Source organism: Streptomyces sp. NPDC001927, assembly GCF_053594455.1.
Map to the genome: position 1 here is coordinate 260877 of NZ_JBSFEN010000006.1, position 12349 is coordinate 273225.

The 12349-nt window shown below is 69.5% G+C and carries 12 protein-coding genes; 7 read left to right on the forward strand and 5 right to left on the reverse strand.

Features of this window, described 5'->3' with window-relative positions; all coding sequences use genetic code 11:
• Nucleotides 1-120 precede the first annotated feature (120 nt).
• Nucleotides 121-849 (reverse strand): SDR family oxidoreductase, encoded by a 729-nt coding sequence (locus ACWCO8_RS18360; protein ID WP_451033076.1) that lies wholly within the window; start codon nt 847-849, stop codon nt 121-123.
• A gap of 1672 nt (nt 850-2521) precedes the next feature.
• Between ACWCO8_RS18360 and ACWCO8_RS18365 the strand changes: the two genes are divergently transcribed.
• On the forward strand, nt 2522-3172 hold the full coding sequence (locus tag ACWCO8_RS18365) for a DUF4360 domain-containing protein (RefSeq protein WP_362017307.1): 651 nt from the start codon (nt 2522-2524) through the stop codon (nt 3170-3172).
• Between the two features lie 206 nt (nt 3173-3378).
• Nucleotides 3379-3876 (forward strand): cupin domain-containing protein, encoded by a 498-nt coding sequence (locus ACWCO8_RS18370; protein ID WP_451033077.1) that lies wholly within the window; start codon nt 3379-3381, stop codon nt 3874-3876.
• A gap of 23 nt (nt 3877-3899) precedes the next feature.
• Here ACWCO8_RS18370 and pdxR read toward each other — a convergent pair whose 3' ends face one another.
• Both pdxR and ACWCO8_RS18380 read right to left on the reverse strand, forming a co-directional pair.
• Nucleotides 3900-5324, reverse strand: a complete 1425-nt coding sequence (gene pdxR / locus ACWCO8_RS18375; RefSeq protein ID WP_451033078.1) for a MocR-like pyridoxine biosynthesis transcription factor PdxR — start codon at nt 5322-5324, stop codon at nt 3900-3902.
• A gap of 235 nt (nt 5325-5559) precedes the next feature.
• Entirely contained in the window at nt 5560-6783 is a 1224-nt protein-coding gene (locus ACWCO8_RS18380; RefSeq protein ID WP_451033079.1) for a serine hydrolase domain-containing protein, read from the reverse strand.
• 317 nt (nt 6784-7100) lie between these two features.
• Here ACWCO8_RS18380 and ACWCO8_RS18385 point away from each other — a divergent pair, with 317 nt between their 5' ends.
• Entirely contained in the window at nt 7101-8144 is a 1044-nt protein-coding gene (locus ACWCO8_RS18385; protein ID WP_451033080.1) for a vWA domain-containing protein, read from the forward strand.
• 150 nt (nt 8145-8294) lie between these two features.
• Here the strand turns inward: ACWCO8_RS18385 and ACWCO8_RS18390 are convergent, their stop codons facing one another.
• Nucleotides 8295-8591, reverse strand: a complete 297-nt coding sequence (locus tag ACWCO8_RS18390) for an antibiotic biosynthesis monooxygenase (protein ID WP_362017316.1) — start codon at nt 8589-8591, stop codon at nt 8295-8297.
• A gap of 272 nt (nt 8592-8863) precedes the next feature.
• On the opposite strand from ACWCO8_RS18390, the gene ACWCO8_RS18395 reads away from it, so the two are divergent.
• Both ACWCO8_RS18395 and ACWCO8_RS18400 read left to right on the forward strand, forming a co-directional pair.
• Nucleotides 8864-9559, forward strand: coding sequence for an MOSC domain-containing protein (locus ACWCO8_RS18395; RefSeq protein ID WP_451033081.1), 696 nt, complete (start codon nt 8864-8866; stop codon nt 9557-9559).
• Between the two features lie 313 nt (nt 9560-9872).
• Nucleotides 9873-10067 carry a DUF5708 family protein gene (locus ACWCO8_RS18400; RefSeq protein ID WP_451033082.1) on the forward strand — a complete coding sequence of 65 codons (195 nt, stop codon included), beginning with the start codon at nt 9873-9875 and terminating at the stop codon, nt 10065-10067.
• A 61-nt stretch (nt 10068-10128) separates the two neighbouring features.
• Here ACWCO8_RS18400 and ACWCO8_RS18405 read toward each other — a convergent pair whose 3' ends face one another.
• Nucleotides 10129-10542, reverse strand: a complete 414-nt coding sequence (locus ACWCO8_RS18405; protein WP_451033083.1) for a DUF4345 domain-containing protein — start codon at nt 10540-10542, stop codon at nt 10129-10131.
• Nucleotides 10543-10632: 90 nt separating this feature from the next.
• Here ACWCO8_RS18405 and ACWCO8_RS18410 point away from each other — a divergent pair, with 90 nt between their 5' ends.
• Nucleotides 10633-11262: a TetR/AcrR family transcriptional regulator gene (locus ACWCO8_RS18410; protein WP_451033084.1), complete on the forward strand. Its 630-nt coding sequence runs from the start codon at nt 10633-10635 to the stop codon at nt 11260-11262.
• 182 nt (nt 11263-11444) lie between these two features.
• Nucleotides 11445-12332 (forward strand): PhzF family phenazine biosynthesis protein, encoded by an 888-nt coding sequence (locus ACWCO8_RS18415; RefSeq protein ID WP_451033085.1) that lies wholly within the window; start codon nt 11445-11447, stop codon nt 12330-12332.
• Nucleotides 12333-12349: the final 17 nt, after the last annotated feature.

Sequence of the window (12349 nt, forward strand, 5' to 3'; positions counted from 1 at the left end):
GGGGCAGCGGACCGTGCTGGGCCGCGGCTCCGTCTGCCGCAACGAACTCAACGAATGGGACAGGTGCGGTGCCCCTAGTGGCCCGTGCCTGGTCGAGGCCGGAGCTGGGGCGTGAGTGGTTCAGGACAGCCAGTCGGCGTAGCGGGTGGGGGCGAGATGGGCGTCCTTGTCCGTGAGGACGTCGCCCTTGACGACGGCGAACATGCCGGCGTTGGGGTCGGTGACGACGGTGCGGCCGTCGGACTTGTGGGACAGGGTGAGCCGGCCCAATTCGTCGAGGGAGAAGATCTCAGGTCCGGCGATATTGCGAATGCCCCCCAGCGGTGCGCCCGCGGCTACTTCTGCCACCGCTTCGGCCACGTCCTTGGAGGCGATCGGCTGGATCGGCGTGGCGGGCAGCCGGACGGTGTCACCGTCGGCCGTCCAGGACAGGATCGCGTCGACGAATTCCATGAACTGCGTCGCTCGGACGATCGAGTAGGGGATCGGTCCGGCCTTGAGGATGTCCTCCTGGAGCACCTTGGCCCGGTAGTAGTCCAGCTCTGGCACCTGGTCCGCGCCGACGATCGAGAGAATGACGAAGTGACGGACGCCGCCCTCCCGGCCTGCGGCCAGCAGATTGTCCATCGAGGTCTGGAAGAAGGCCGGGGAGGCCTCGTCGAAGGTCGGGGAGTTCGTGAGGTTGACGATGACGTCGGCCCCCGCCACCGCCTCGACCAGTCCCTGGCCGCTGATGACGTCGACTCCGGTGGACTGCGAGTGCGGCACCGCCTCGTGCCCGGCGGCGTTCAGCTTCGTGACGACTTGCGACCCGATCAGCCCGGTACCGCCGATGACCGCGAACTTCATGTCATGCCTTCCGTGGAGATGTGTCCGCAATATGGCACATGATCCCTGTATGCGCGTTTATTGCCAGGCCAGAGACGTCCAGTCCAGCCAACGTGTTGCTTACAGGCCAACTCCCGCGCTAAAGGGTCGGCCGAAGCGCTCGGTCACACGAGTGACCGAGCTGCGTCGATAGCCTCTCTGGCCAACTGCGCGGCCAGCGCCTGCGCGTCGGCTGTGGACAGCGCGCCGTCGACGGCCGCGTCGAGCAGGAGCTCCAGTAGCTCCCTGTGGCCCGGGTGACTGCGCCGTCCCCGGCCGGGCGGGGTGCAGTCCGGCTTCTGCCGCAGCCGCGCGCACGGTGCAGGCCAGGGCGACGTCGTACCGGCCCGGCGCCGGGTTCGCGAGATGTCGGTACCGCGAGGTCCTCCCCCACTGGCCCCTCGGCGGACGCGCCCTCGGGTGATGCGGCCGACGGCGGAGAGCATCGCCTGGACGATGACGTGGCCGGCGAGAGCGGCCGATCAGTCAAGGCCAGCGGCCCGCTGAAGCAAAGCCCTCAGCACGGCATCGGTCAGTTCAAGGAGCTGGGCGCGGTTCCAGGAAGCCGACCCGCAGGCGGGGTGCGAAACGTCGTACACGGGACGTCTCCTCTCGGGTCTCGTGCCGTACGCGCCTCTAGTCCCGACAGCGCAGTTGCGAGGCTTGCCCTCCACCAGGGCAAGCCCCCGTGACCGATCGGGCAAGCCTGGAAGGGGGTGGGCAAGCGTCGTCGTGACCAGCACGCGCAACCCTGGGCAAGCCTCCCCTGAGGGTGGGCACGCCCCCGGGATTTTGGTACGCACGCTTGCCCAGGGAACAGGTGGCGATGGCGCGGCGGATCGGCGGGACGGCGGGCCGATCAACACCGGTGGCCGATGGGCCCCGATCGGTCACCGATCACCGCACGCGACATCGGTCACGTGTCGCTCGGGGCATCGGTCACAGGTGGCGGCGTCCCCGTCAGCCATTGGTCGTGACTCACCAACGGGTTCGGCTCCCCGGCACGCGACTCGGCGTTGGCCCACCAGCGGCCGGCCACCACGCGGGCTGGTCGCCGTGGCGCCTTGCCCAACAGAACTGGACCCCGCTGAACAGACACTGGCGATGGCCGAGGCTGCAACGCCGCGTCGCGGAGAACCCGGAATTCCGCAGTTCTTGCCGACGGGAGGGGAGGCGGCCTGGGGAAGTCGGCGTGCGGGGCCGGATCCCGCGGCTACCGCTCCGGCACCAAGCGAAGGAGCTGGCGGAGTGCGGCTCCCGCTTGATGCGTCGCGGGCGGTCGTGTGACGTGCGGGGCGGACGGTTCGGTTGGGGTTACAGGGGTACGACCCGCCTTTCCGCGCCAAAAATGAGGGCGTTCTGGGGGTGTTTGTTGGCCGAGGTCTGCCCTGCCCTTTCGTACTCGGGCTTCTAGCATTCGAGCACCCCCGCCCGTACCGGTGGGGCGCCCCAGGGGTCAGACCTGGCATGTACATGATGCTTCAACTGTTGCCGGTCGCACCACCCCTGTCCGTACCGCCAGCGCCCCGGATCCACCGCACCAGGTCCGTGACGGCCGCCCGCCTCCGTGGCGCGCCGCACCCCCCAGCCTCGCGACCGGGCGCATCCGTGCGTCCGCGCTCGCCCGGCACCCAAAGCACTGGATGGGAGAACCATGCGAGTTCCGCTGCTGGTGAGCGGAGCGGTTGCCGCTCTGTTCGCCTCCGCCCTGCCCGCGCAGGCAGGCCCCGCGTCGATCACCGACCCGCCCCCGGACAGGATCGTCATCGACATCGCGACGGTCAACGGCTCCGGCTGTCCCCTGGGCACCGCCGCCGTCGCCGTGTCCGAGGACAACACCGCCTTCACCGTCACCTACAGCCAGTACCTGGCGCAGGCGGGCGGCAACTCCTCGCCCACCGCGGCCCGCCAGAACTGCCAGCTCAACCTCCTGGTCCACGTGCCCCAGGGATTCACCTACGCCATCGCCAGCGCCGACTACCGCGGCTACGCCTCACTCCAGCCCGGCGCCAGCAGCACCGAGAAGGCCTCGTACTACTTCCAGGGATCGCCGAACACCGCGTCCCGGACACACACCTTCCGAGGCCCCTACGAGGACAACTGGCAGGCCACCGACACCACCGACTGGGCACAGCTCGTGTGGGCGCCCTGCGGTGTGCAGCGGAACTTCAACATCAACACCGAGCTCCGGGTGAACGCCGGCACCTCCAACCCGGCCGCCACCAGCTACATGACCATGGACTCCACCGACGGCGACATCAACACCGTCTACCACCTCGCCTGGAAGGAGTGCGCCAAGAAGTGAGAGCAGCGCCCTGAGAGGTGAGTCGACACCCTGGGGCCCCGGACGGACATCTTTCTGTCCGTCCGGGGCCCCAGGGCCGCACCTCGAGAATTGACCCATGATTCTGCACCTTCAATGCACCCTTCTCCGGGTCTTTATCGGGTCTAGATTTAGTGGTGTCGCCGGGAACACCGGTCGGCAGAACCGCTCAAGACCCAGGAGTGACCATGACGTTCACCAGTGCCGCGACGCCCGTCCTCGTCCGCGCCGACGAGGCCGAGACGCTGCAGGACGGAGCGACCAGCCTCATCACGCTGCTGGCCGACGCGAACGCCACCGGTGGCGCGGTGACCGCCAACCGCGCGACGCTGCACAAGAGATCGCCGGGGGCTCCCGCGCACTTCCACACCCGGGCCACCGAGATGTTCTACGTGCTCAGCGGGTCCATGCGGATCCTGCTCGACGACCAGGTCCTGACCCTCGGCCAGGGCGACTTCCTGACCGTCCCGCCGACCGTGCCCCACGCCTTCGCGCCGGCCCCCGACAGCGAGGCCGAGATGCTCGTCGTCTTCACCCCGGGCATGGACCGGTTCGACTACTACCGGCTGCTGGAGAGGGTGTACCGCGGCGAGGCCTCGGTACAGGACATCCGCGACAGCTCCGAGCAGTTCGACAACCACTACTTCGAAAGCCCCGTCTGGCAGCAGGAACTCGCCCGGGGCTGAATCCGCAAGCCAGTTGGCAGGGTTCAGGGTGAGGGCGGGAGGATCCGGCAGAGAGCCTCAAGGGCGGCCGCGTACGCGTGGTCGGGCGGGGTCGCGTAGCCGACGACCAGCCCGTCGAACGGCACGGCCTGGGTGGCGGGGTGCCGGAAACCGGCGAGGCCGTCGAGGGCGAGACCGAGCCGGGTCGCCGCGGCCACGGTGGCCGTCTCGGTGCCGGGAGGCAGCCTCAGTACCGCGTGCAACCCCGCGGCAATCCCCGTGACCTCGATGTGCGGCGCGTGCTCGGCGAGCGCGGCGAGGAGACGGTTGCGGCGGTCACGGTAGCGCTGGCGCATCTTGCGGATGTGCCGGTCGTGAGCACCGGAGGCGATCAGGTCCGCGAAGGTGAGCTGTTCCACCACGCCGGTCCACCGCTCGCGTTGCCCCTTCACCGCCAGGACCGGACCGAGAAGATGCTCCGGCAGCACCATCCAGCCCAGTCTCAGCGCGGGCGACACGCTCTTGCTGGCCGACCCGACGTACAGCACATGCTCGGGGTCCAGCGCCTGGACCGCGCCGACCGGTTCACGGTCGTAGCGGAACTCGCCGTCGTAGTCGTCCTCGATCACCACACCGCCGCGCGCCCGCGCCCAGTCCACCGCCTCGTTGCGCCGCCCCGCATCCAGCGGCCCGCCGACCGGAAACTGGTGGGCCGGGGTGAGCAGCACCGACCGCACGCCCCGGTGCCCGTGAAGTTCGTCCGTCCTCGTGCCGCGCTCGTCCAGGCCGAGCGGCACCGTCCGTACGCCATCGGCCGTCAGCAGGGCGCGGTGGAACGCGAGCCCGTACGCCTCCACAGCGAGCGTCCCGCGCAGTACACCGCCGCCGAACAGCAGCCTGAGCGCGTCGGAGAAGCCCGAGCAGATCACGATGCGCTCCGGGCCGGCCCGTACGCCCCGGACACGGGCGAGGTAGTCCGCCAGCGCCGTACGCAGCTCGATGCGGCCCTGAGGATCGCCCGGCCCGAAGGCGTCGTGCGGCGCGGCGGTGAGCGCCCTGCGGGTTGCGGTCGACCACGCGTTCCTCGGGAACGAGGAAGCATCCGGCTGACCTTGCGTCAAATTGTGGGTGGGTACGGCAAATCCACCGGACAGCGGCTCCTTCGGCACGCGGGCCCGCCTGGCGGGCGCGGCGCGCTCGGCGACCCGGGTGCCTGAACCTTGCTTGGCGGTGAGCCAGCCCTCGGCGACCAGTTCCGCGTACGCGTCGGCGACCGTGTTCCGCGCGATGCCAAGGTCGGCGGCGAGCGACCGGTAGGGCGGCAGCCGGGCCCCGGCGGCCAGCCGCCCTTCCTGGATCGCCTCACGCAGAGCCTGGGCGAGAGCCGCCCGACGCGAACCCGCCCCGACCAGCTCGAGGTGCAGGTCCGCTCCCACGCGCTCGGCCAGATTGACCCATGATCCGGTCACTTGCATGCACTTCCTTGGGGGTCTGTGGGTTCCCAAGGTTAGTGACCGTGATGGCGAATCCCACCGCCCGTCGAGTCGACCTGATGTGGGAGCGGCTGCGGTCTGCGGCGGTACGTCGGTGAACGCCCGCCCAGCGGGCGAGGGCGGCCCATGCCCGTACATGGCCGCCCTCTGGCGCGAGGCCGCCCCACCGTGGGCCGGAGGTCAAGGGCAGGCCGAGCGCCCGCGTCGGCCATCAGTGTCGCAGCAGGGCGCAGACGAAGTCCTCCTGGACGGCGCGGACCTTGGCCAGGAGTTCCGGCTTCATGCTCTTGCTGGTCTGGGTGTTGATCGAGAAGGTCAGGGACCGCTTGCCGTCCGCCGTGCCGGCCGCGAACTGGGTGTAGCCGGGGAAGTTGCCGGTGTGACCGTAGACCGTGCCGCACCGCGTCTTGTAGCGGAAGATGGCCAGTCCGCCCGCGTTGACGCCGGGGCCGGCGGGCTCCGACGCGGCGCCGGGGATGAAGGTGCGCTGCTGGTTGCGGGTCTCCCGGGACAGGAAGCCGGGTCCGCCGGCCCAGGCACGGATGAAGGCGTTGAGGTCGTCCGGTGTCGAGACGATGCCGCCGGAGGCCCAGACGCCCGACGCGCTGAGGACCTCGCTGATGTCCTCCGGCGGGGCGGGCGGGGTCACGTCGTAGCCGTGCAGGTACGGCCTGGGCAGCCGGTAGCCCTGGGGCAGGCTCGTCCGCTTCAGGCCGAGGGGCCGGTACACGAGCTGTTCGAGCAGCTTCTCGTAACGCTGTCCCGTGACCGCCTCGGCCATCAGCGCGACAGCGATGTTGTCGGAGTTCGAGTACTCGTACCGCGATCCCGGCGGGAACAGCAGGTCCTCGCCGGCGACGAAGTCGAGCAGCCGGCGGGAGTCGAAGTGGTGCCTGGGGTCCTCCTGCAGGATCTCGAGGAACGCCGGCGCCGTCGAGAAGTCGGGCAGCCCGCTGGTGTGGCTGAGCAGCTGGCGCAGCGTCACCTGGTGCCAGGCGGCCGGGAGGGAGGGCAGTACCTCGCCGATCGTGTCGTCGAGGTCCAGCTTGTCGCGGTCCACCAGGCGCAGGGCGACCGCTCCGCTGAAGGCCTTGGCGACGCTCGCGATCCGCATGTGGTCGGTGGTACGGGGCGGGCGGCCGGTCTCGGTGTCGGCGACGCCCGCCCGGTAGACGGCCTTCCGGTCGCCCTGCCGCATGAGCGCGATCACTCCGGGCGGGCCTCCGGCGGTACGGACGAGGTCGTTCAGCTTCTTCTGCAGAGCGCTGTCCGAGGGTGGCGGCGGCGTGCCCGTGGCCTGCGCGGGCTGGGCCACGACGGCGAATGTGGTCGCGGCCAGGGCAGCCGCCAGTAGACGCAGACGTACGTGCGAGCGGGAACGGTCTCCACGGTGTGCCGGCACGGGGGCTCCTTCACGGTGATGCCGGATGGCCATGCACCCGGTCAGGGTGTCCGACCCAGCATCAGACGCGGCTCCGGGACCTGCCTGTCCGATACTCCATCCGGCGCAGACACCTCGTGGGGACGACATGAGTAGCCGGGGGGCGGGACGGGGTCCCTGGCGGGCAGCTCCTGCGGGGCCGACCGAGCCCTCGCTTCCCGGGCCGGCGGGCCAGCGTCGTGGCACCTCAGTGGGCGGTCTCCTGTCGTCGCCGCGACGCGGGGCCGGCGGCTTCGGTGTGGGGAGCCAAGATCGATTGTCAGTGGCGGGTGAGACGGTAAGTGCATCAAGTCGCAGGACGGGGAGTAGTCATGTCGGGAAGTCAGAACTACATCAATCACGTCGCGCTCGTGCTGGATGCCAGTTCATCCATGTCGCACCTGAGCCGCAAGGTCGTCGAAGTTGCCGACCAGCAGATCGCCTATCTCGCCCGGCGCTCCAGGGAGCTGGAGCAGGAGACCCGAGTCACGGTCTACGTCTTCGCGGACACGGTCGAATGCGTCATCTACGACAAGGACGTGCTGCGGATGCCGTCGCTGAAGCAGATGTACCGGGCCGGCGGTATGACGGCCCTGCTCGCGGCGGCGCTGAAGTCGCAGCGGGAGCTGGCGCAGACTGCCCAGCTGTACGGCGACCACAGCTTCCTCACGTTCGTGCTGACGGACGGGCAGGAGAACGCGAGCCACCGTTGCCCGGACGCTCCCGCCAGGGATCCGCGTGAGCTGGTGAAGGCGGTGTCCGAGATGATCGGGACGCAGGAGGACAACTGGACTCTGGCCGTTCTCGTCCCGGACCAGATGGGCAAGCGCGAGGCCATGCAGTGCGGCTTCCCCAAGGAGAACATCGCGATCTGGGACGCCACGAGCACTCAGGGCCTGGAGGAGGCCGGGCAGGTCATCCGGGAGGCCACCGAGAAGTTCATGGTGGGCCGGGCCCAGGGCATCCGGGGATCGCGCGCGGTGTTCTCCACGGGCGCGGAGGCCGTCAACAAGGACACCATCGAAGCCGCCGGTCTGACCCCGGTGAACCCCTCGCAGTACCAGCTGATCCCGGTGGCGCGTGACGCGGCGATCCGGGAGTGGGTCGTCGAGTGCGGACACACGTACCGCACGGGCGGTGCGTTCTACCAGCTCAGCAAGGCGGAGAAGGTTCAGGCACGCAAGCAGATCGCGGTGCTGGAGAAGAAGACGGACCGGGTCTACACCGGGCCGCAGGCCCGGGCCCTGCTCGGCCTGCCGGACACCGAGGTACGCGTCAAGCCGGACCACAACGACGACTTCACGATCTTCGTGCAGAGCACCAGCGTCAACCGGAAGCTCGTCCCCCACACGCGGCTCCTGCTGATGATCTCATGATCTGACACATCGACAGCTGTCGCGCCATGTGGCCGACCCCTTCACTGAACGTGCCGCACGGCCGGACCGTGCGGCACGTTCGGCGCCCGAGACTCCCCGCCCCGTTCCCCGCTCCGCCACCCGAGGGCAGCACCCCTGAACGGGCGGACGTCAGGACAGAGACCCGCGCTCGAAGTGCCGTACGCGAAGCGGTTCGACGAGATACTCGTCCTCGCCCGGCAGAACCACGGGCTGCTCACGCCAGTGCTCGCCGGCGTAGTTGACCAAGTCCTCCTCGCCGCGCCATCGACTGACGTACAACAGCGAGTCGGGCGGCGCGAGCAGCACCTCGTGATCCACCAGGCCCGGATATCGGCCGGGGAACTCACGCACCGCCGAAACGATCATGTCCCGGAACGCCTCGAAACGCTCAGGACGTACACGCGCCTCACTCACCCTGACAATCATGACCGTCAGCCTGTCACACAGCATTTGGTACACCCCGCGCCTTGCCCCGATTGGCTCGGCGCTGCGCGTTGCGGGGACAACCCCATCTCCGGCATGGCGGGAAGTTGTCCATGGGTGACCTGAGATGTACTGGGCCCGGGACCGGACCGCCACGAAAATGACCGCGTGCGCACCGCGCGCACCCCACACACTCCCCCAGCGGAAGGCCGGGTCCGCGGCCATCGTCCGCGCTCCGCCTGGAAGCTCCGGTCCGGGACCTGAGAGAGACTCACGTGTACCTTCGAGAAATCTGGCGGTTCCCCGTCAAGTCCATGCGCGGGGAGCAGCTCAAGAGTGTCGAGCTGACCGACAACGGTCTGACCGGTGACCGGCACATCCACGTCCGGGACTCCCGGGGTCTGCTGACCGCCCGGGTACGTTCCCGGCTGCTCGGCCTTTCGGCGACCACGGCACCTGACGGCAGCGTGCTCGTCGACGGGCACCCGTGGGACAGCCCGGAGGTGGGAGAGCTGATCCGCGGTGCGGCCGGACCCGACGCGGAGGCGGTGCACTACACCGGCCGGGAGAGGTTCGACGTCCTCAACCTGACCGTCATCACCGACGGGGCCGCCGAAACTCTCGGCCACGACCCGCGCCGGCTCCGGTCCAACCTGGTCATCGGTGGCGTCCCCGGCCTCACCGAACGTGACTGGCCCGGTCGTACGCTGCGTATCGGTGACGCCGTCATCGGTGTGCTCAAGCTGCGCTCCCGCTGCGTCATGACGACGGTCGACCCCGACACGGGCGAGCGCGACCACAACGTCCTGCGCGACATCCACCGGCTGTACGACGGCACCTTCGCTCTGGACTGCTGGGTGGCCTCCTCCGGCACTGTCGCCCAGGGCGACGAAGTCCGGCTGACCGACGAGCAGTGGCCGGAGCCGGTTCGCGGCGGCTGGATCGTCGGGGCACCCTACGTCGTGGCCTGAGCCCTGTCTGCGTATGGGCCCGTTCGTCGATCGCTGCGTCTCCTCCTGCCGACAGACCGGACGTACGGCCTCGGCAGCCACCGCGGTCCGGCTCAAGGGTGCCGGCGGCGGTGCTCCGCGCCAACGGGCTGCCTCACGATTGATCGTGGGGCAGCCGTGACATGACCAAGGCCGCGACTTCCGGTCCGCCGAAGTGTGTAGTGCGCTCTCATCCGGCAGGTCGAGGTTGCGCCCCTGTGTCGCTATCTAGGGTTGTGCGCAAGCAACAGCCCTGCGCGCCAGGGACGAGACGACCTCAAGGAGATCGGCCATCGTGACTCCCGCCTCGAAGAACATCGTCGAGGGTGCACTCTGCGCCGTCATCGGAGTCGCGTTGCGCTTGTTCACCGAGGACGTCCACATTCCCGTCTTTACGCTCACGAAGGTGGGCCTCGTGCTGATCGCCATCGGTGGCATACAGATGGCCTACGGCGTGTACCAGTCGTTCAGCGCGCGGAGGGTGGAGTAGCGGATAGCGCTTGTCGACGATCGCGCGTGTCCACACCGGTAGGGCAGATGAGGCGCGGCGCTCATCCCTCGGCGGAAGCGACCTTCGCGGTGGCGCGCACAGCCCGCTCCTCTGCGTCGGCCAGCCAGAAGAAGACCGGCGGCAGGCAGAGCTCGATCACCGCCAGCGCTGTTTGGAACCAGTGGGGCCAGCCGTACAGGGAGAGCGAGAGCAGTCGGCCCAATCCGCCCAGGAGGAGGATGCCGGCCAGCCACCGCACTGCCTGGGCCGGGATCGGACGCTGCCGCGCGGCCCACAACCAGGCCAGTCCGTAGCCGACGAAGGCGGCTCCCATGAACCGGCCCCAACTGTCGACCGTCGCACCGGCGGAAGTGGCGCCGGGGAGCGCCGCGTTGCCGAGCGCCACATGGAGCAGGCCGATCGGGACGCATGCCCAGCCCATGAGTTGTGTGAGGGTGCGCAGAGTCCTGGCCATCGTTCCTCCGAGGCGTCTCGACGGAGCTTAGTTGACATGCGTCTACTACCTTGCGCGCGCTAGTAGACCTCTGTCAACTAGACTTCGTTCGTGCCTCCCCGCCAGCGACTCACGCCTGCCGACCGCCGCGCCCAACTCCTCGGCGTCGGCGCACGGCTCTTCGCCGCGCACCCATACACCGACGTGCTGATGGAGGACGTCGCCGAACAGGCCGGTGTCTCCCGGGCCCTGCTCTACCGTCACTTCCCCAGCAAGCACGCCCTCTTCGCCGCTGTGTACCAGCAGGCTGCGGACCAGTTGCTCGCCAGTACACGGTTCGACCCCACCCACTCCCTGGTGGAGCAGCTCATCCAAGGGATGGACGTCCATCTCGACTATTTCGTGGCGAACCGCAATTCCGTCCTCGCCGCGAATCGCGTCCTGGCGGGCGACCCGGTGATCCAGACGATCATGGCGAACGAGTTGGACGCGCTTCGTGCGCGGCTGTTGGCCGTGCTCCCGCTCGCGGACGAGAGCGCCCGGGAGGCCGTGTCCGGCGTCCTGAAGAGCTGGCTGGTCTTCGTCCAGGTGCTGTGCGTCGACTGGCTCACCCACGAGACCTGCACCCGCACCCAACTGCGTGACGTCTGCATCGGTGCGGTCCTCGGCGCCCTCCGCCCTCTGCTCACCGAGGACCCGGCCCCGGATTGGCGTCCACAACTGCCCTCCGCGGACGCCTAGGACCTGTCCGGTCGATCATGACCAGGCCAGATGACAGACACGGCTGCCGTGCCAGGCCGGCAGTTCGTACGCGTATGCCATGAGCGCGGAAGCCGAGATTGCCGAGATCGTGACCGCGGAGCGGAGGTCCGAGACGGTCCCCATCTGGGAACCAACCCGGGGATCCCCGCCGTTGCCCCGGCATGAACTACAGCCGGGAAACCCCCGACGTCCTGCGATACACCGCCTTCTCCGACGATCCCGAGGGAGGCAATCCCGCCGGAATCGTTCTCGACGCCACGGGCCTGAGCGATGAGGAGATGCTGGCGATCGCCGCCGAAGTCGGCTACAGCGAGAGCGCGTTCCTGACAGCGCCGCCCGAGGGAGCGGGCTCCGGCGCGTGGGACGCCGGGCGCGCGTACACCATCCGCTACTTCAGCCCCAAGGCGGAAGTGCCCTTCTGCGGTCACGCCACCGTCGCGACGGCCGTGGCCCTCGGCGAGCGCGTCGGCCCCGGCGACCTGGTATTCACCACGCGGGCCGGGACCGTGCCGGTCACCGTGACGCAGGAGGGCGGGAAGCTGCGGGCCACACTCACGAGCGTCGAGCCGCACGTCGAGGACATCGCGGCCGATGACCTGGCTGAGGCACTCGCCGCGCTCGACTGGCCGGCCGGCGACCTCGATCCCGCCCTGCCTCCCCGCATCGCCTTCGCAGGCGCCCGCCATCTGGTCCTTGCCGCCGCGAGCCGAGAGCGCCTGGCCCACCTGGCGTACGACTTCGCCCGCCTGGAGGCCCTCATGCACCGGCTCGACCTGACGACGCTGCAGTTGGTCTGGCGCGCCTCTGCCGAGGTCTTCCACGTCCGCGCCCCGTTCCCGGTGGGCGGTGTGGTCGAGGACCCGGCGACCGGGGCGGCGGCCGCCGCCTTCGGCGCGTATGCCCGTGAGCTCGGACTCGTGCCCGAGGCGACGGTCCTCACCCTGCACCAAGGGGAGGACATGGGACGCCCCGGCGTCCTCGCGGTGGAACTGCGGGCGGGCGACCGGCGGATCAGGGTCGGCGGGGCAGGGACCCGCATCCCGGCCTGACTCAACGACAGGCTCTA